Source organism: Nocardia sp. CY15, from assembly GCF_009829295.1.
GTDB lineage: Bacteria > Actinomycetota > Actinomycetes > Mycobacteriales > Mycobacteriaceae > Nocardia > Nocardia sputi.
This window is the reverse complement of record NZ_VUOT01000007.1, coordinates 196215-215125: the sequence shown is the minus strand read 5'-3', so window position 1 is coordinate 215125 and position 18911 is coordinate 196215. Positions and strand designations below refer to the sequence as shown.

The following is an 18911-nucleotide window of genomic DNA, read 5'->3' as shown; positions in this document are numbered from 1 at the left end:
TGTGCGTCCCCCTCCCCGAGGACGGTGGCAGGCAAGCCGGGGTAAGGCGCAGCTACCGCGCGAGAAGTTGGTCGATCAGCGCCAGGTCGGCCTCGAGATGGGCGCGGCCGTTCGTCAGCAGCAGGGCGATGAGGTCGGCTTCGGCGAGTCCGCTTTTGGCGTCGGTGGCGGTGGACCACACTTCGAGTTCGGACCGGAGTCGGTCACGAAGACCGAGCAGTTCGTCACGTGGGAGCGGCTCGGCGAAAGTAAGCATCGTATAGAGGTCACGCGGGTAGCTGCCGCGGATCCGCCCCCAGCCCACCCTGAGCAGATCGGTCAACTCCGCCCGGCCGGCGGCGGTGATGCGGTAGACCTTGCGGGCTGTCGAGTCGGGGACAGACTCGGGCGTCTCGACCACCTCTGCCGTGCCGGCACGCTCGAGACTGGCCAGCGCGTGATACACCGAACCGCGTTTGACATCGGTCCACCGCTCGGCGTGGCTGGACTCCAACCAGCGCCGGATCTCGTATCCGTGCTTGGGTCCCTGCGCAAGCAGGCCGAGCACGAGAATCCGGGTAGCGGCACTCATGATCGGACGGTGTCGGCGAGTTTGGTCATCACGAACCAGCAGGAGGGGCCGCCATACCCGAAGGTCGTCGGGCGCTCGACCCGGATGCCGTGACGCTCCTCGGAAGCGGCGTCCATCCAGGACGTGTCGAAATCGCAGAACGTCGGCAATAGTTCCGCGGCGTCGGTGGCGATCAAGATCTGCTGGTAGTAGCACTTTCGGACGACCGCTATGTAGCCGTTCGCGTCGTCCTGTGGATGGTCGAAGCGGAAGGCGCCGCCGAAGAAGTCACGTTCGCGCTGTTTGGAACCTTCGCGCAGCACATCGAGCGGATTGCCCGAGGCGTCGAGCGCGGTCTCGGTATCGCGGCGGATCCAGGCGTAGAACGGGCCGAGGAATGCCGCGCGGAACTGCTCGATCGCTTCTTGCTGGGTGTTGCGGTGCCGCAAGCACCGATAGGCGGCGGCCGACAGGGCAGTAAACCAGAGAATGTCGAGGGCCGGTTTGTCCACGGCGGTGTGTCGTTGTTCGTCGACGATACCTGCGGCATCGGCCACCACAGCGGCTTCATCGAGTGGGGCGAGGGCGGCGAGGAACGGCGTGCTGAACCAAGCGACATCAGTAGGAATCACGGCACAAGCTTAGTCAAATTTGACCTATAGTCAAATTTGACTCACTGCTCCGTCATCCAGGGGTTCCGGTAGAGCAGCTCGGGAAACAACAGGTTTGGTGTAATCCGTTGATGGGGCACCCAGCACCCACGGCGTATCCGCCCGATTTTTCGGCCGACGCTACGGCTACTCCAAGCCAGTTCGGCGGCGGCGCGGATTTGATCTCGCTGGGGCCGAGATCTTCCTTGCCGATCCGATCTGGTGGAACGGTTCCGCACGAGGGCGCCGCGGAACCCGGTGCGCGACGCGCACCGGATGTACGTGGGCTACACCGACCACCCGACGCCATGGCCCCTGCGGCGGACTGACCCGGTCGGCTCAGCGCCCCATCAACTTGCGCCACTGCGCGATGAACGGGTGCTTCGCCGTAACCGATCCGAATCGCATCTTGCCGTGCACCACCAGATGCAGCGGGCCGAGCGGCGGGCCGGTGCGGACCTTGTTGTTCACGCTGGAACCGATCAGCTCCAGCCCGTTCAAGTCGACGGTGGCCTCCGCGGGCACGATCAGGGTGACCGAACCGCAGAAGTCGTCGACACGCACCTCCACGACCTGGGTCGACATGATCGCCTCGGTGAAATCCAATGTGACGCCGGACATCCAGTTGTTCAGGTACAGCGTGGGCGGCACCTGCCACGGACCACGGCGGTTCACCCCGGCCATGCGCGAACGGATCACGTTGCCCGCGGAGTTCGAGCCCGGCGCCGGATGGGCCCGCCCGGCGAAGGCGGGCGAGGAGTTCACGAACGTCGACGACGGCGCCGCGGGCTGCCCGACCAGACGGACACCGGGCAGATCGATCAGCACGGCGTTCAGTTCCCCGCGCGTCTTGGCGGCCAGCGCGGTGTCCATCCGCTCGGTGAACTCACCGAGCGAGAGCATGCCGAGGCCGACCGCGCGCTGCAACAGCTGACCGACATGTTCGCGCTCGGCATCCGACACGCGCAGTTCCCGGTCGCCCACCGCGCCGCCGGAGCCGACCGCATTGGATACCGATTCGGGCCCGCCCATGCGATCGAGGTTACCGAGCCCGCGCGCGGGGCCGCATCAGGGCGATCCCTGATTCGGGACCATCCGCCGGGACTACTCGAGCCCCTGTTCGATGGCGTAGCGAGTCAACTCGACCCGATTGGCCAGCTGCAGTTTGCGCAGCGTCGCCTGCACATGGTTCTCCACCGTGCGATGACTGAGTCCCAGCCGCGCAGCGATCTGTTTGGCCGACAGGCCCTTCGCCACCATCCGGAGTACCTCGGTCTCGCGCTCGGTGAGCGCGGGCCGGTGTGGCTCGTCGGGCCGTGTGGGCGCGGTCGCCATCCGCCGGTATTCGCCGAGCACCAGTCCCGCCAGCCCCGGTGTGAACACCGCTTGACCGGAGGCGGTGGCGCGCACGGCGTCGACCAGCTCGGCCGCCGACGCGCTCTTGACCAGGTAGCCCGATGCGCCCGCTTTGATCGCGTCGAGCACGTCGTCGCGTTCGGCCGACGCCGAGAGCACCAGCACCCGGCTCCGCGGCGACACCCGCAGCACCTCGGCGGTGGCCTGCGCCCCGTTACCGTCGGGCAGTTGCATGTCCATCAGCACCACGTCCGGGCGCACCGCCGCGGCCCGCCTGGCCGCCGCGCCGACACCGTCGGCCGTCGCCGTCACCTGGAACCCGGCCTCGGTGAGATCGCGGGAGACTCCGTCCCGCCACATCGGGTGGTCGTCCACCACCATCACCGAAATCGGCTCTGCCGCCTGGTCCGTCATCCCCGCCTCCCGTCTCTCATCTCGGCACCCGGAATTCCCATTCGGTGCCGAATCCGACGCCGCCGTCGATCTCGGTGAGCAGGTCCGCGCTGCCGCCGAGAGCCGCGATCCGCCCGACGATCGACCGGGAAACTCCCATCCGTCCCTCGGCTTCGGCCTCGGCCAGCCGGCCCGGCGGGATGCCGACGCCGTCGTCGCGCACGCTGATCACCAGTTCGTCGCCGGTATCCTCCAGTAGGACATAGGCTCGAGCATCCGGACCGGCGTGCAATTCCACATTGGACAGCGCCGTGGCCACGGCCGAGGCGATCTCGTTCGCCACCCAGCGGCCGATCCGTACCGGGTCGCCCGGCGTGGACACCGACACCGTGGGAGTGGATTGCGCGGTCAGCAGCGGCCGCAGGTCGACCTCGGCTCCGCCCGCGTCCCGGTGATCGGCCTGCTCGGTGATCAGCACGCGCAGCGCCACCTCCTGCTCGCCGGCTCGCAGGGCCAACTCCTCGGTGGGGCCCCCGATCTCGCTGCCGCGGCGCTTGATGTAGCTGAGCACCTGCAACACCCCGTCGTGCACCTCGCGGGACAGTCGTTCGCGCTCTTCGGCCGCCGCGGTCAAGCGCACCGCCTGCTCCAGCTGGTCTTGGGCACGCCGCGCGGTGTTGGCGGCCAGGCCGAGCGCGAGGCCCACCGAGACCAGCACCGGCACCGTCGCATCCGTCCACACGTCCTCACCCCACTGATCGCGCACCGTCAGCGACACCGCGGCGATCAGGGCTCCCGACAGCACACCCGCGAACGGTCCGCGCAGGATCGCCGCGCCGATCACGGCGTTGGTGGCCCACAGCGTGGTCGGCAGCGTCTGATGTCCGTGGTACCAGCCGTAGTCGGCGACCAAGCGCGTCGCGGCCATCAACCCGATCACGACCACGTGGTCGCCGATCACCACCCACGTGCGCAGTCGGGCCACCTCGGGGACGCTCCACTGCGACAGCATGATCGCCGAGGCGCCCGACCACACCGCCATCAGCGCGATGAGCACCCAGCTCAACCGCTGATTCGTGTAGTACGGCACCGAGGCAACCTGCTGGCCCACCGCGTACAGCAGCGTGACCAGGCGCAGCGCCTGCGCGGCCCGCCACAGCGGGGTGGTCGCCACGTCGGCCGAGCGCAGTTCAGTCCTTCGCCGTGCCGTCATCGGCTTGCGCGCCGTCATCGGATTCCGCCTTCTGCTGCGCCGCTTTCCGCTCCACCGCTCGCTTCTTGGTCGCCTCCATCAGTGTGGCGGCCACGTCGAACCGGCCGGGATCGGCTCGATCCGGATCGGCCGAATACAGCCCGCGATGCTCGTCACCGGTCTGCAGTTCCTCGTACAACTCCTCGGGACCTTCCAGCAACGACCGGATCGCGGTGTTCATCACCGCGACGAACGGCACCGCGAGCAGACCGCCCGCGATCCCGCCGAGCACCACGCCCGCCGTGATCGCCAGCACCACGGCGAGCGGATGGATGCTGACCGCCCGCCCGAGCAGCAGCGGTTGCAGCACATGGCCCTCGAGCTGCATGACCGCGATGATGATGCCCAGCACGATCAAGGCGGTGACGAGGCCTTTGGTCACCAGCGCGATGAACACCGCGATGAACCCGGCGAGAAACGCGCCGATGATCGGGATGAACGCGCCGATGAATACCAGCGAGGCCAGCGGAAGCGCCAAGGGAACACCGAGAATGGCCAGCCCGGCTCCGATGCCGATGGCGTCCACCGCGGCGACCACCACCGTCGCGCGGACGAAGCCGACCAGGGTGCCGAACCCGAGCCGCCCGGCGGTGCGCACCCGCTCACGGTGGTCGCTGGGCACGATCCTGGTGACGAACGCCCAGATCTGGTCGCCGCCGTAGAGGAAGAAGATGAGGATGAACAGTGTCAGGAACGCGCCCGTCAGCAGTTCGCCGATCACGGTCGCGGTGGTCAGCGCCCCGCTGGTCAGGCTGTCCTGATTGGACTGGATGGCCTTGACGATGGCGTCGCCGGCGTTGCGGATCTGCTCGTTGCTCAGATGCAGCCTGCCGTTGATCAGCCAATCCTGGATCTGATGGATGCTGTCGGTGAACTTGTCGGTCAGCTGCGGCACACCGGCGACGAACTGTTCGACGACGAAGGTCATGATGCCCGCGACCACACCGATCGAACCGACCAGCGCCACGAAGACACCGACCGCGCGCGGCACGCCCATTCGCTGGATCCAGTCCACCAGCGGCGCCAGCAGAGCCGCCGCCAGCAGCGCGATCGCCAGCGGGATGACCACGGTCGCCAGTTTCTGCACGATCGCCGTGATCGCGATCGCCAGGGCGAACAACACCAGCAGCCGCCAGCCCCACTCCGCCGATACCCGGACGACCGGGTGCACCGTGTCCGCGGCAGGCCGTGACAGCGTGATTTTCCGGTCTGGACTTGACTTCGGGTCGGTCACCTCCGTGAGCCTAACGGGCTCGGCCGACCCCTGTCCGCGATCGGCGCCGCAGCGTCGGCCGCCAGCGCCCGCACTGGCTGTGGGAGCGAAACGCTAGATTGGTCCTCGTGTCGGCGCCCTTGGAAGCGGTCAAACAGACCATGCGAACGCGCTGGCCGCTGTACCTGACATCGATGCTGCTGGCGAACGCTTTCGGCGCGGTTCTGGTGTGGGCGTTCATCCAATACGGATTACCCGTTCCCGAGGGCGAGCCCTCCGGTGCCAGGCGCACCGGCCTGCTCATCCCGGGCGTCGTCTTCGTGGCGGGCGGCCTGCTCAGCATGGCCGCGTCCGCGCTGATGCTGCGCCCGGTCATGCGCTGGCAGATGCGCGGCGGACCTCCCAGTCGCCAGGAGCAGATGGCCGCGCTGCACGCACCGCTGCGCCAGGCGATCCTGCATCTCGCGCTGTGGCTGATCGGCGGAGCCGTGCTGGCCGCGCTGATCATCAGGGACACTCCCGCGCTGGCCGGTGCGGTCATCGTCACCGAGTGCATGGCCGCGACCATCGTGTTCGGCTTCACCTACATGCTGGGCGAGCGCATCCTGCGCCCGGTCGCGGCGCAGGCGCTGACCGAAGGCACCTTCGATCACACCCTCACCCCGGGCGTCGGCACCAGGATGGCGATGACCTGGGGCATGGGCACCTTCGCCCCCACCATCGCCATCGTGCTGCTGTGCGTCACCCAGATCTCCTCGGACGTGAAGTTCTCCGCGCAGTCGCTGGCCATCTCCATCCTGTTGCTGTGCGGCGTGGTGATCATGCAGGCCCTCGCGCTGTCCATGCTCACCGGATCGAGCATCTCCGATCCGGTGCGCCAGCTCAGCCAAGCCATCGACCGGGTCCAGGCCGGGGCACGCGACGTGCAGGTCGAAGTCTTCGACGGCAGCGAGATCGGTCTGCTGCAAGTCGGCTTCAACCGGATGATGGAGGAGGCCGCCAAGCGCCGCCAGCTGCAGGAGTTGTTCGGTCAGCACGTCGGCGAGGAGGTGGCGCAGCGGGCGCTGGACTATGGCACCGAACTCGGCGGTGAGACGCGGTTCGTGGCGGTGCTGTTCGTCGACATGGTCGGCTCCACCGCCACCGCGGCCGAGCGCCCGCCCACCGAGGTGGTGAGCCTGCTCAACGAGTTCTTCCGCATCGTGGTCGACGTCATCGACCGCCATCACGGCTTCGTCAACAAATTCGTCGGCGACGCGGCGCTGGCCATCTTCGGCGCGCCGCTGGACCGCCCGGACGCGCCGACCGCAGCGCTCGCCGCAGCGCGCGAATTGCGTGAAACCCTTCGGGAAGTGCCCGGACTCGACATCGGGATCGGCGTTTCGGCCGGTTTGGCCGTCGCGGGAAACATCGGCGCGGCCAATCGATTCGAATACACCGTGATCGGAGATCCGGTCAACGAGGCGTCCCGGCTCACCGAACTGGCCAAAGAACGTCCCGGCCGGACGCTGGCCTCGGGCAGCGCGCTGTATTTCGCCGAGGAAAGCGAGCAGGACCAGTGGGAAACCGGCGACGAGGTACAGCTGCGCGGCAGGCGCAGGAAAACGCTCTTGGCCTGGCCACGAGAACGGGCCGACGCGCCCGGCGATACCGATGTCGAAACGGCGCGTTCGTTAGGCTGACCGCGTGACGGCCGACGGGGAACTGGCAGGAGATCCTGCGCCGCCGCCCACGGCGGGTTCCCGCCGTGGCAAATTTCGCTGGCTGAAATGGGTGCTCGGCGCCGCCCTGCTAGCCCTGCTGATCGCCGAGGGCGTGTATCTCTGGCCGCGCCTGCACGAATCCTGGCGCAAACTCACCGAAATCCACTGGGGCTGGGTGGCGGCCGCGATCTGGCTACAGGCATTGTCCATGAGCGGATTCGCCAGGGTGCAGAAACAACTGCTCAACGCGGGCGGCGTCGCGGTCAGTCAGCGAAAATCCGTCGCAGTGGTCTACGGTGCGACGGCGATGTCGGTGACCCTGCCCGCTGGTCAGGTGTTCTCCACCGCGTTCACCTATCGGCAGACCAGGCGCTGGGGCGCGAGTCCGATCGTCGCCTCCTGGCAGCTGGTGTTCTCCGGCGTGGTCGCCGCGGTGGGGCTGGCGCTGCTCGGTGTCGGCGGCACGCTGCTGGCGGGCGGGCGAGTCGGCCCGCTGCAGCTGATCCTCGCGCCTGCCGCCGTCGTCGCGCTGGTGTGGGCGGGCAATTACGTCTCACGCAATCCCGGTTCGCTGGCGGCGCTGCTGCGCCAACTGCTCGCGCTGGCCAACCGGCTGCGCAAACGCCCGCCCGACCACGGCGCGAACAAGATCGCCGACGTGCTCGATCAGCTGGAATCGGTGCAGCTCGGTAAGCGCGACGGCGTCTTGGTCGCGCTGTGGGCGCTGGTCCACCGCTTCGCCGACGTGGCCTGTCTCGGCGCGGCCTGCTACGCGGTCGGCGCCGATCCGCGCGTCGCCGGTCTGCTGCTCGCGTTCGCCGTCGGCAAGGCGGTGGGGTCCATCCCCTTCGCGCCCGGCGGCATCGTCTATGTCGACGCGACGCTGATCTACGGTCTCACCGCCGCCGCGGGCCTGCCCGCGGCGCAGGCGGTCGCCGCGGCGTTCGTCTATCGGATGGTGAGCTTCATCCTGGTCGCTGTCGTCGGCTGGATCGTCTTCTTGTTCATGTTCCGCACACGGCAGGCCGACGACGCGGAGTTCGAGAAGGAATTCGAGCAGCGGCGGCTGTGACCGTTCGCCGCGCGCCGGGGACGCGACCTGGTCCGCAGCTACCCCGTTACGCTGGCTCGCGTGAGGAAACTGCTGCCCTTCGTCGCGGATGCGCTGCTCGTCGTCGTCTTCTGCGCGATCGGCAGGCGCAGCCACGACGAAGCGGTGCTCGCGGGCTTGCTGCGCACCCTGTGGCCGTTCGCGGCCGGGCTCGCCGCGGGCTGGGTCGTCGCAGCGGCGCTCGGGTCACGCGCCTCCGATGCCGCCGCACGATTCGACGCCACCGCGCTGTGGCCGACGGGCGTCGTGGTCTGGGCCTGCACCCTGGCCGGGGGCATGCTGCTGCGCGTGGTGAGCGGTCAGGGCACGGCGGTCAGCTTCGTGCTGGTGGCCGGTGTGGTGCTCGCCGTGTTCCTGCTCGGCTGGCGCGCGGTGTACAAAGCCGTGCGGTGATCACGGTTCCGGAGTAGCCAGCGCCTGCAGCATCCTGGCCGCCATCCGCGGGGTCGCGTCCTTGCTGTCCACATCGTTGATGTGGATCGCGAAGACCAGATCGCCCATCGACCCGATCAGCCATCCATCGCCGCCCGCGGTCGCGGCGAAGGCGTCCACGTCCCGGTAGCGCCGCACGCTCGCCAGCTCGGGCGCGTTCGTGGCGTCGCGCAGCATGGCACGCAGCCGGTCGGCGGTCTGCTGCGGCAGCGGCTCGAGCCGGGCGTCGGTGGCGCTGAGCCGTCCGGCCTCGATCATCGGCGGCGGCACCGTACCGCGCACGATCGTCGCCGCGGCGATGGCCATACCGAAGGGACTGGCCAGCACCGCGTCCGAACCACCGCCCTGGAGTACCTGCTCGGCGCTGCGTCCCGCGATGGCGAGGCGTCCGGTCACCTCATCGAGGCCCGGCACCTTGAAGTCGATGCCGACGCCCAGCGCGGTCGCCGCCTCGGCCGCGTCCTGTACGGGGATGTCCTGCGGCGCCTTGCCCTTCGCCGACGCCGCGACGGCGCGGAACAGCTCCATATTGCCGCCCACCGGGTACAGCCCGGTGAACGCCACCGGGCCGTGCTCGCTGGCCTGGCTGTTCTGCGCGACCGCCACCACCGCCCCGCTGGACGGCTGGATCGCCACGATCGAGGCGGGCGTGCCCACACTGACCACCGCGTCCTCGGCGGCGCGTTGCAAGCGCTGGTCCATCGTGCCCGCGATGTCCGGTCCGGGCGGACCCTGCTGACCGGCGAGCTGGGTGATGAAGCGCCCGTCCTGCTCGAACAGCTGGACGCCCCACCCGGAATGCGCCTCCTGGCTCTCCTGCTGCACCTTGCGCAACGCGTCCAGCATCGGCGACCAGACCCGGCGGTCGGCGGAGATCAACCGAGGCTGCTTCTCCATCACCACACCGGGGATCGGAGCCATCCGCGGTTCCAGGATCGCGAAGTCACCCTCGCGCAGGTTCACCGCGACGACCGGCTTGCCCTGCGAGGTGGCCAGCTGCTGCATCAGCGACGGCCCGGTGATCAGCGGCGCGACCGGCTCGATGGCCTCGGCCAGCGCGTTGGTCGACGCGACCGGATCGGGCATCTTGGTGGGATCGAGCTTGACGACATTGATGATCTGCTCGGTCATCAACGGCTCACCGGCGATGTCGTTGACCCGCGGCGCCGGCGTCGGATAGGTGCGCACCAGCCGCACGCTCCGGTTGTGCGCGAGCTGCGGCATCACTACCGCGGGCTCCCAGGAGACCCGCCAGCCGATGGCCAGCTTGCGGACATTGCCCTGCACGCTGTAGTTCCAGTTCTTGCGCTCGCCGAAGCTCCACTCGACGTCCATGCTGAAGATCCCCGACTCCGCGTCCAGCCCGATGAACTGGGTCTTGCGGTAGTCGACCTTGCCGCCCTGGAGCCCGTTGAACATTTGCTTCAAGGTTGCCGAAGCCGCAGTGGGGTACGACGTCAGGTCCGCCGCTTTGGTGTAGTCCTGATCGTCGAGCAGATCCGTGAAGCGCTCCACGACCGCTTCGGCTTCATTCTGCTTCTCGTGTATCCCGCACGACCCGATCCCGAGCGCGAGCGCCGCCACCCCCATGAGTGCCATTGCGCCGCGAACACGAAAGCGGCGGGATCCCCACACGTCCATGTCGCCCACTCTTCACTCTTGTCACTCCAGTAACAAGACCACCGTACCCGAAAAAGACCAGACCGCGATGCCTCCGTAGCGCGGACGTTACCCATGCTCAGCATCCCAATTGTGCCCCGAGATCTCGCACCTCGGGAGGTCTTTCATGATCATCGTCCAGCCGGTCGGGGGCAACCGGCGCCGTTACCGTACCGGCCTTCCGGAAAAGTCGCGCGGTTACCCCCGGACTGGACGTTTCGAATCAATAAATACCCCAAACGGTGCAGAGCGAAGCAACCGGATCCGGGGTTCGCACAGAGCGGAACTCTTTGGCCTGTTTGCGCAGTAATCTTGTAATCACTGAAGCACCACACCACAGTAAGTAGGTGACCCGTCATGAGAAACGCACACCGCGGCCGGGGTTTCGGACGGACAGGCGGTTGGCAGCAAGCCGACCTGCCGGACCCCTCGGACGTTCCCGACTGGTTCGCCGGGAGGTTGCCCAGTGAGTGGTTCACCGGTCCCCCGGTGATCGAGGTGGATCGCGACGAGATCGTCGTCATCGGTGAGCTGCCGATCCCGCGACCGGAGAAACCGGACACCACCGACGACCCTGCCGACCCTGCCGACGCTGCCGCCGACGACAACGCGGCCCCGACAGGGGAGGTACCGCGCGCGACCAAGGAGGGCGCGATCGCCCGCTTCCGCGAATCCACCCGGCCTGCCCGCATGCAGATCGCGAACGAAGCGCAGCACCGCTATCGGCGCAATGTGGCCTGGGGCGTCTCGGTGGACGGGGAACGCATCCTGTTCACCCACCTGGCCGTCCCCGTGATGACGCGGCTGCGCCAGCCGGAACGCAAGGTTCTCGACACCTTGGTCGACGCCGGTGTCGCCCGTTCCCGTGCCGACGCGCTGGCCTGGACGGTGAAGCTGGCGGGCAAGCACGCGGAGGCGTGGCTGGAGGAATTGCGCGAAGCCATGCGCAAGGTCGATGACCTGCGCTCGGAAGGTCCGCAGGGGCTGTAGGCGGTCGGGTCTAGTGTTGCGTGCATGGCTGTGACCGCTGACGCGACACCGGGCCCGATCCTCGTTCTGAACGGTCCGAACCTGAACATGCTCGGCATCCGGCAACCGGAGGTCTACGGGTCGGCGACGCTGGAGGATGTCGTGGAGTTGTGCAAGCGGACCGCGACGAAGTTCGATCGGGAGATCGTCGCCTTCCAGTCCAATTCCGAAGGCGCGCTCATCGACCGGATCCATCAGGCGCGGGGCGTGGAGTCGGGCATCGTGATCAATCCCGGCGGCCTGACCCACACCTCGGTGGCGCTACGGGACGCGCTGGTGATTCCGGAACTCCCCATCGTCGAGGTGCACATCAGCAATGTGCACGCACGTGAAGAGTTCCGGCACCACTCCTACATCTCTCCGATCGCGACCGCGGTGGTCGCGGGAATGGGCATACAGGGTTACGCCGCCGCCATCGAATTCCTGGCCCGCTCGGCCTGAGTTCACTTCAGCTGGAAGACCGGAAACCCTGGCGCGATGGCGGCGAGTTCCTCGTCGGTGGCGTCCTTGGTCACGCCCTCGAAGAATCTGCCGACCTCCCAGCCCCACTTCCGCAGGTAGAGCCGCAGCAGGGGCACCTTGTCGGCATCGGCCACCTCGGCGGCGGTGAACGCTTCGACCTTGCGGCCGAGCCGCAGCTCGCCCCCGCCCGCCACGCGAAGGTTGCGCACCCACTGCGTGTGCCCACGGGGTGCGACGAGGAAGCGCTCGCCGTCCTCCCGCACCATGAGGTTGACCATCGTGGTGCGCCACTCGCCGCTCTTGCGCCCACGCACCGCGAGCAGTCGCGAACCCATGACACTGATGCCCAGCTTGGGCAGCAGATTGAAGATCCGGCTGAAGAACGCCTCGAGTCCGGCGGGGCCGATGTAGCGGGTGCTGTGGTCCATGACTACTCCTCTTTGTGAGCACTGCTCTCTATGGAGAGAAGTGTTCCACGATGGGCGCCACGGAGTCAAGAGCACTGCTCTCTATTGCTTCGGCATCGCCGCTCCACGCACGAGGCCTACTGCGACTGCGCGGCAGTCTCCGGCTCCGGCAGAACGTCTCCCGTCTCCAACAACGTCTTGAGGTTGGACAAAATGCTCGGCCAGCCGCCGCGGATCGCTTCCAGGACCGCACTGCCCGGTTCGAAGCCGTCGTGCACGACGGTCAGCTTGACGACCTCGCCCTGGGGCTCGATCTCGAACGCCACCTTGGAACGGGGCTCACGCGCCCACGCGGCGACATCGTCCGGGTTCATCTCGAAGGCCTCGGCGAAGGCGGGGTCGAACGTGTGCCAGGTGTAGGACAGGCGGCGGTACGGCTCGGATTCGAGCACCACTTGCTCGGGGTCCTTGTTGGCCCAGCCCCGCTGCCGCCACTCCATCACCGAGCCCGGACGCCAATCCGTGTCGAAGCCGGCGCCCCAGTAACGATCGGTGAACACCGGGTCGGTGAGCGCCTGCCACAGCTTTTCGGGAGTGGTCTTGATGTAGGTCGTGTAGACGAATGCGTTGTCGCCCATGGGTTGTTCCTCCAGTGCTCTCTTCAGGTCGGCGAGGATGCCGACCTGCGCGCGGTCGTACCGGTTGATCCAGCGTTCGGCGATGGCGTTGATGGGCTCGGCATTGAGGTAGTGCAATTTCTCCCGGCCGCTGCGCCGGGTCGTGATGAGGTTGGCCGCCTCCAGCATCGCGAGATGCTTGCTCACCGACTGGCGGGCCATCGCCAGTCCGGCGCACAACTCCCGCAGCGTCTGCCCGTTGCGGGCATTCAGGCTGTCGAGCAGCCGCCGCCGACTCGGATCGGCCAACGCCCGGAACACCTCGTCCATCGTCCACCTTCCCAACATGCAGCCGGTAGGCTGCCCATTTACTATAGGCAGCCTTATGGCTGCATATCAAGCCACGAAAAACCTCGCAGAGTCGGTCGGGTTTCTCGCCCGGCTGGGCGAGGAACCGACCGACTCTGCGAGGTCGGGGTATCAGGAGGGATCGCGGAGCAGGGCGTAGGTGGAGACAGGGGTGCCGGCCTTCTCGCTGGCAGCAATGGCTTTACGCCAGAGGCCTTGGGCAGTGTGCGAGAGGATGGCGTCCACGCCGACTTCCTCACTCGCGTCGATGATGTGCTGCGCGCCCGCGTCCATCATCTTCAGGCTGGCCAGGGAGGCCCAGCCGCCGTTCTGGTTGGCGACCGAGAACTCCTCCATGAAGTAGGGAAAAGCGGCGGCCGAGCGAATCGCGAACGGGACGAACGCGGCGATGTCGTGGCCGGAGCGGTCGATCATGGCGGTGGCCTGGTCGAAGGCGAGCAACCACGGATGGAAGATGGTCAGCAGCCCCTGGTAGAAGACCTGCGCCAAGCCGTCGTCCGTGCCGAGGTACTCCTGCGGGCTCAGCGGGCGCAGCAGCTCGGCGTGCGCGTCGAACACCTCGCGAGGACCGCTGTAGAAGATGTAGGACGCCGGGTGCACGATGTTGTCCCCCGCCGACATGACGCCGCCGGAGATGAACTCCGCGCCGTGCGAGCGAACCCACTGCGCGCCCTTTCGCGCCTTCTCCGGCGAATCGGAGGACAGATTCGCGATCACCTTACCCTTCAGATGACCGGCCGCCTGGCCCAGCACGTCGTACATGGCCGCGTAGTGGGTGAGGCTGAGCACGGTCACCTCGTTGGCGTCGAGCGCGTCGGCGACGGTGGCGGCGCGCTTCGCACCGAGTTCCACCATGGCGTCGACCTTCTCGGGGCTGCGGTTCCACACCGTCACCGCGACGCCGGCTTCCAGGAAAGCCCGGACCATCGCCTGACCCATCGGCCCCAAGCCGACGACGGAGACAGCGCGGGCGGGGGTCTGCTCGGACATGATGTGTTCCTTCGATTCTCGTTCGGATTTGCGTCGGCGCCGGGATCCATGGTCGTTCCCGCAGGTAGAGTCGGGAAGACCGAACGTCGAGGTGCGGTTGCTTACTTCGAGGTTCGAATCGAGGTCAAAGGAGCGCGGTGGGCATGAACAGTGACGCGGATCACGATATATGCGGTATGACGGTCGCGATCGACGTTGTCGGCGGCAAGTGGAAACTGCACCTGATGTGGGTGCTCGGCACCGGCCCCCAGCGCTTCGGCCAGATCCGCAGGATGCTCGAGGGGGTCAGCGAGAAGGTGCTCGCCGAAAACCTGCGCCAGCTCGAGTCGACCGGCGTGGTGCATCGCGAGGTCTACCCCGAGGTCCCGCCCCGAGTCGAATACTCGCTCACCCCGCTGGGCAAGGAGCTGGCCGTGGCGCTGCGTCCGCTCGAGGAGTGGGGCGAACGGCACCGGCACGAACTGGCCGCGAAACTGCTGGCGTCGGCGAGTTAGACCGATCGCTCGACGGCGATCCGCGCGCCGACGCGTTCGAGCAGCATCGCCGCCTCGGCCATCGAACGGTCCGGGTCGGGTTCCAGATCGGCGAGCGCATGACAATCCGCGAAGCCCGCGGCCCGGATCTCGTCGGGTTCGAGCAGCGTGCGACCGACGACAGCGACCACCGGGACGTTCGCCTTCCGGGCAGCCGCGCACACGCCGACCGGGGCTTTGCCGTGCAGACTCTGTCGATCGAGTGAGCCTTCACCGGTGATGACCAAAGCGACGTCCGCGAGCAGATCGGGGAACTCGAGCAGTTCCAGAACGACCTCGATGCCGCTGCGCACCCGCGCGCCCAGCACGGCGAGCGCACCGAAACCGGTCCCGCCCGCCGCGCCCGCGCCCGGTTGCCGGGCGAAGCCGGATCCGACGAGTTCGGCCCAGGTGGCGAGCGCGGATTCGAGAACCTCGACTTCGGCGGGGCCCGCTCCCTTCTGCGGTGCGTAGACCGCGGCGGCGCCGGTGGGCCCGAGCAGCGGATTGTCGACATCGCAAGCGAGCGTGAACGACGTGCTCGCCACACCGGAATGCAGGCCGGAGCAGTCCAGCCGTGCAGCCCGGGTCAGCACCGCCGCGCCGCGCGGCAGTTCCCGGCCCTCGGCGTCCAGGACGCGCACGCCGAGTGCCTGCAGCATGCCCGCGCCGCCGTCGGTGGACGCGCTGCCGCCCAGCCCGAGCGTGATCTCTGCGACCCCATGGTCCATCGCGTGTGCCAGCACGACCCCGAGCCCGAACGTGCTCGCGTGCAACGGATCGAGCCGCCCCTCGGGCAGGGTCGCGAGACCGACGACCGCGGCCAGTTCGACGACCGCGGTCGCACCGCGCCGAGCATAGGCCGTACGGGTGGGCACGCCGGTAGGTCCCGGAGCGGTCAGTTCCACACGCGTCCAACCGGCCGCGAGGAACGCCTCGACCGTGCCGTCACCGCCGTCTGCGACCGGCACCTGCCGGACCTCGGCATCCGGCGCGGCACGCCGCAACCCCGCGGCCAGTGCCGCCGCCACTTCCGGCGCGGTGAGCGACCCCTTGAACTTGTCCGGAGCGACGATCACTCGCGTGGCGGATGCTCGTGTCATCCCCACATTCTCGGACCCGGCCGGACCGGCCGCACCACACGGCGCGACCGCCGAGAGGAACGCCGTCAAGCCGCAGTGCCGAACGTCCGACCCGACACGCCGGTTATCCGGACCTGCTACTCGCACCTCTGCACGGAGGTGCCGGTCGCGTGCTGCGCGAATCCGCCCGGCCAAGAACCGCCGACCAGCCACGCGCGTGTGCCGCATCTCGCAGCGGCACACAGGTCCGGGGACACGGCTCGACTCGGGCCGCGATGCCGTGCGCCCGCTCAAGTCGCGGGCAGTGGCGCCTGATCGGCTCGGGTGATGTCGACCTTCCCGGTGCGCAGATAGGTGAGCACGGCCTCGTCCACCGCGGGATTGCCGCGACCGAACGTGCCGTGGTCACCGCCCTCGACGACCACCAGCGCACCGCCCAGCGCCGCGGCCATGGCCGGGCCGCCTTCGTACTTGGTCAGCGCGTCGTGGCGGCTCTGCAGCACCAGCGGCGCGGTGCGCAGGCCGGCACCGGTGATCGGCACCGGTTTCGTCACGGGCTTCCATGACCCACAGGCCATTCCGGAGCGCACCAGGTCGGCGCGCGCGTCCATCGCGTTGCCGCCGGAAGCTATGGTGCCGACCGCTGCGCCGAGCAACTCCGGCCTGCCGCTCACGGCATTCTCGTTGCAGGTGATCGCGCTGAACACGAAACGCCCGGTGGGGTCGGTCGAGGTGGCGCCCTCGATGGCCCGCAGGCGCTGCACGTTCGCCGGATCGGCCGCCGCGTCGGCCATCGCGCGGGCGAAGGTCGGCCAGAAGGTGCGGGTGTAGGTGGCCACGGTGGTCGCGCCCAGCAACGGCACTTGCGCGGAGACACCGCCGGTCACCAGAGTGCGCAACAGGTTCTGCACTTTGCCGAGTTGCTCGACGCTGCCGTTGTAGCCGTCCCTCGCGATCTCGGCCAGCGGCTCGGGCAGCGCACCGGGCAGGTCTGCGACACTCGCGGGCGGTGGGGTCAGGTTGGCGTACCAGCCGCCCCCTTGCGCGGCCGCCAGCCGGACCCAGTTGCGGTAGACCTGCAAGGCGGTGTCGCCGAGGTGGTATTCGTCGTCGTGTTCGGCGATCCAAGTGAACAGATCGTCCAGGCGCTGTTTCCCCGCGACCTGCTGTTGGGCGAATTCCTCGGTCCACACCCAATCCGGGTGGACGTTGGAATCCAGGATCATGCGGTCCACCCGGTCGCCGAACAACGCGGCGTAGACCGCGCCGAGGTAGGTGCCGTAGGAGGTGCCGAGGTAGCCGATCCGTTCCAGCCCGAGCGCCGCGCGCACGGCGTCGATGTCACGCGCGGTGTTCTCGGTGGTGATGGTGGCCAGATATCCGGGCTGCGCCGCGTCGCACGCCTTCTTGATGGCGTCGCGGTTGCCGCCGCCCAACGATACCTGTTGCCCCTCACCATTTTTCGCGCTCGCGCCGCATTCCAGCGGTGTCGCCCATCGCAGTCCGCGCGGCTGGACGGCGATCCGGTCGTAGCGCTCGGCGAGTTCGGCGGGGAACACGTTCAACCGGCGCGCCCAATAGTCCAGCGCGTCCGCACCGGGTCCGCCAGGATTGGCGAACAGGACTCCCTGCCGTTCGCCGGTGGCGGCGATCCGGCTGACGGTCAGCTCGATCTTCGTCCCGTCCGGGTCGGCGTAGCTCATCGGAACACTGACGACGGCGCACTGCACGCCCCGGTCGGCGGGCACAGCCCCGTCGGGACACTTGCCGAACGCGACTCCCGGCGCGGCGCTCGCAACGCCGGTGGCGATCGATCCCCCGAGCAGGCCCACGGCGACGACGGTGGCCGCGGCCCGCGAAACACGCAGTGTCCTCAACATTTTCCGTACCTCCCCGGGCGTGCCCATCGCGTGCGACGACGGACCCGACCAAGAGCATTCTGCGCAGGCCCGGCGGGACAGACAAGTCGGTGGCGGGATTCCGCCCGGTCCGGTGTGTGATTTACCCGGACACGGGCGCACAGAGTAGCGTCGAGCCATGTCGACCGAGGTCAGCAATAACACCGCACTGGAACGTTTCGAAATCTACGTCGACGGTGCGATCGCCGGCTACGCCGAATACCAGGACACGGCCTCCGAGCGCGCGTTCGTGCACACCGAGATCTACCCGCGGTACGAGGGCCAGGGCTATGCGCGGCTGCTGGTGGAGACCGCGCTGAACAACACCCGCGAGGACAAGCTCGGCGCGCTGCCCATGTGCCGGACGGTCCACCATTTCATCGAGACCCGCCCCGAATACCTCACGATGGTGCCGCATTGGGCGCGCGACCGGCTCAACCTGCCGCAGTAGGCGTTCAGTACGCCGCGACGGCGCCGTCGAGCGCCTCCTGCAGATCGGTGCGCACCAACCGGGCGATGTCGCCGGGCCGGGTCGGCAGGTCGAGCACCGGGACATTGAAGTAGAAGCTGGCCCCCTTGACCTCCTCCTTCGTCGGCCGCACCGCGGGGTCCCGGCGCGGTCCGTAGCTCAGCGCCATGGACACCAGCACGGGCTCGGCGCCGAGCTTCATCGCACGGAACGCGATGTGCCCGATGCCGCTGCCGACCGCCTGCACCCGGGCCGGGTCCACGTCGTTGCAAGTGCCCTCCGGGAAGACCGCGACGCCGTCGCCGCGGGCCATCCGCTCCGCGCAGACGTCCATCATGCGCTGACCCGCGGCGTTCACCGCGCGGATGCCGTGGTCCTTGCCGCGGAACACCGGGATGCCGCCCATCATGTCGATCTTGCGCCGCTGATCGGGATCGACGAACAGTTCGTCCTTGGCCAGTACGCGCACCCGGCCGATCACCCGCCGTAGGCCGCTGCGCCACGCCGCCGCGGCCACGGTGTAGGGGTCGTTCTCGGAGAGATGGTTGATCGCGATCAGCAGCGGCCTGCCCTGCCTGACCACCGCACGGAGCGCTTCGCGGGCGCCGCCGGCGTAGGTGACGCGCGGATGGTAGCGGCGGCCGAGAATGGCGTAGGCCCCCCATGCCTTCAGGCGGTTCTGGCGATGATCGCGGTAGAAGTCGTACACGGTGTCGCTGTTCTCGAGGCGCACCTCGGGCGGTTCCATGGCCTGGAC

Annotated in this window: 19 protein-coding genes and 1 pseudogene; 7 read left to right on the top strand and 13 right to left on the bottom strand. The window is 68.3% G+C overall.

Annotated elements, in window-relative coordinates; all coding sequences use genetic code 11:
- Nucleotides 1-52: 52 nt before the first annotated feature.
- The 6 genes from GVY39_RS11995 to GVY39_RS11970 all read right to left on the bottom strand — a co-directional run bounded on the left by GVY39_RS11995 (nt 53) and on the right by GVY39_RS11970 (nt 5435).
- A complete protein-coding gene (locus GVY39_RS11995; RefSeq protein ID WP_159923269.1) occupies nt 53-571 on the bottom strand; it encodes a PadR family transcriptional regulator in 519 nt (172 codons plus the stop codon).
- Nucleotides 568-1182, bottom strand: coding sequence for an L-2-amino-thiazoline-4-carboxylic acid hydrolase (locus GVY39_RS11990; protein ID WP_159923271.1), 615 nt, complete (start codon nt 1180-1182; stop codon nt 568-570). The genes GVY39_RS11995 and GVY39_RS11990 overlap by 4 nt, the downstream gene beginning before the upstream one ends.
- Before the next feature lie 357 nt (nt 1183-1539).
- Complete coding sequence (locus GVY39_RS11985; protein ID WP_283779728.1) at nt 1540-2232, bottom strand: DUF1707 domain-containing protein; 693 nt, start codon at nt 2230-2232, stop codon at nt 1540-1542.
- 72 nt (nt 2233-2304) lie between these two features.
- Complete coding sequence (locus GVY39_RS11980) at nt 2305-2970, bottom strand: response regulator transcription factor (protein WP_159923273.1); 666 nt, start codon at nt 2968-2970, stop codon at nt 2305-2307.
- 16 nt (nt 2971-2986) lie between these two features.
- Entirely contained in the window at nt 2987-4162 is a 1176-nt protein-coding gene (macS, locus tag GVY39_RS11975) for a MacS family sensor histidine kinase (protein ID WP_201295206.1), read from the bottom strand.
- The gene (locus GVY39_RS11970) at nt 4140-5435 is read right to left on the bottom strand and encodes an AI-2E family transporter (protein ID WP_159923277.1); all 1296 of its coding nucleotides are present in this window, start codon (nt 5433-5435) and stop codon (nt 4140-4142) included. The genes macS and GVY39_RS11970 overlap by 23 nt, the downstream gene beginning before the upstream one ends.
- A 140-nt stretch (nt 5436-5575) precedes the next feature.
- Here GVY39_RS11970 and GVY39_RS11965 point away from each other — a divergent pair, with 140 nt between their 5' ends.
- The 3 genes from GVY39_RS11965 to GVY39_RS11955 are packed head-to-tail and all read left to right on the top strand — an operon-like array spanning nt 5576 to nt 8621.
- Nucleotides 5576-7096 (top strand): adenylate/guanylate cyclase domain-containing protein, encoded by a 1521-nt coding sequence (locus tag GVY39_RS11965; protein WP_195069778.1) that lies wholly within the window; start codon nt 5576-5578, stop codon nt 7094-7096.
- Nucleotides 7097-7100: 4 nt separating this feature from the next.
- Nucleotides 7101-8189, top strand: coding sequence for a YbhN family protein (locus tag GVY39_RS11960; protein WP_159923279.1), 1089 nt, complete (start codon nt 7101-7103; stop codon nt 8187-8189).
- A gap of 60 nt (nt 8190-8249) precedes the next feature.
- Nucleotides 8250-8621, top strand: coding sequence for a DUF3054 domain-containing protein (locus GVY39_RS11955; RefSeq protein ID WP_159923281.1), 372 nt, complete (start codon nt 8250-8252; stop codon nt 8619-8621).
- Here GVY39_RS11955 and GVY39_RS11950 read toward each other — a convergent pair whose 3' ends face one another.
- Nucleotides 8622-10259 carry an NTF2-like N-terminal transpeptidase domain-containing protein gene (locus tag GVY39_RS11950; RefSeq protein WP_159923590.1) on the bottom strand — a complete coding sequence of 546 codons (1638 nt, stop codon included), beginning with the start codon at nt 10257-10259 and terminating at the stop codon, nt 8622-8624.
- A gap of 417 nt (nt 10260-10676) precedes the next feature.
- Here GVY39_RS11950 and GVY39_RS11945 point away from each other — a divergent pair, with 417 nt between their 5' ends.
- Entirely contained in the window at nt 10677-11309 is a 633-nt protein-coding gene (locus tag GVY39_RS11945) for a hypothetical protein (protein WP_159923283.1), read from the top strand.
- A 24-nt stretch (nt 11310-11333) separates the two neighbouring features.
- The gene (gene aroQ / locus GVY39_RS11940) at nt 11334-11789 is read left to right on the top strand and encodes a type II 3-dehydroquinate dehydratase (protein ID WP_159923285.1); all 456 of its coding nucleotides are present in this window, start codon (nt 11334-11336) and stop codon (nt 11787-11789) included.
- A 2-nt stretch (nt 11790-11791) separates the two neighbouring features.
- On the opposite strand, the gene GVY39_RS11935 is transcribed toward aroQ, so the two are convergent.
- From GVY39_RS11935 to GVY39_RS11925, 3 genes and pseudogenes are all read right to left on the bottom strand, one after another.
- Nucleotides 11792-12238 (bottom strand): nitroreductase family deazaflavin-dependent oxidoreductase, encoded by a 447-nt coding sequence (locus tag GVY39_RS11935; RefSeq protein WP_159923287.1) that lies wholly within the window; start codon nt 12236-12238, stop codon nt 11792-11794.
- Between the two features lie 116 nt (nt 12239-12354).
- Nucleotides 12355-13164 carry a metalloregulator ArsR/SmtB family transcription factor gene (locus GVY39_RS11930; protein ID WP_159923289.1) on the bottom strand — a complete coding sequence of 270 codons (810 nt, stop codon included), beginning with the start codon at nt 13162-13164 and terminating at the stop codon, nt 12355-12357.
- A gap of 150 nt (nt 13165-13314) precedes the next feature.
- A pseudogene (locus tag GVY39_RS11925) lies at nt 13315-14250 on the bottom strand (NAD(P)-dependent oxidoreductase); the annotation flags it as partial.
- Between the two features lie 86 nt (nt 14251-14336).
- On the opposite strand from GVY39_RS11925, the gene GVY39_RS11920 reads away from it, so the two are divergent.
- Nucleotides 14337-14687, top strand: a complete 351-nt coding sequence (locus GVY39_RS11920; protein ID WP_370523785.1) for a winged helix-turn-helix transcriptional regulator — start codon at nt 14337-14339, stop codon at nt 14685-14687.
- Here the strand turns inward: GVY39_RS11920 and GVY39_RS11915 are convergent.
- Nucleotides 14684-15808, bottom strand: coding sequence for a glycerate kinase (locus GVY39_RS11915; protein WP_159923295.1), 1125 nt, complete (start codon nt 15806-15808; stop codon nt 14684-14686). The genes GVY39_RS11920 and GVY39_RS11915 overlap by 4 nt on opposite strands.
- A gap of 269 nt (nt 15809-16077) precedes the next feature.
- Nucleotides 16078-17667 (bottom strand): alpha/beta fold hydrolase, encoded by a 1590-nt coding sequence (locus tag GVY39_RS11910; RefSeq protein ID WP_159923297.1) that lies wholly within the window; start codon nt 17665-17667, stop codon nt 16078-16080.
- Nucleotides 17668-17824: 157 nt separating this feature from the next.
- Here GVY39_RS11910 and GVY39_RS11905 point away from each other — a divergent pair, with 157 nt between their 5' ends.
- Nucleotides 17825-18136, top strand: coding sequence for a GNAT family N-acetyltransferase (locus GVY39_RS11905; RefSeq protein ID WP_159923299.1), 312 nt, complete (start codon nt 17825-17827; stop codon nt 18134-18136).
- A 4-nt stretch (nt 18137-18140) separates the two neighbouring features.
- Here the strand turns inward: GVY39_RS11905 and GVY39_RS11900 are convergent, their stop codons facing one another.
- The gene (locus tag GVY39_RS11900) at nt 18141-18902 is read right to left on the bottom strand and encodes a 1-acyl-sn-glycerol-3-phosphate acyltransferase (protein ID WP_159923301.1); all 762 of its coding nucleotides are present in this window, start codon (nt 18900-18902) and stop codon (nt 18141-18143) included.
- Nucleotides 18903-18911: the final 9 nt, after the last annotated feature.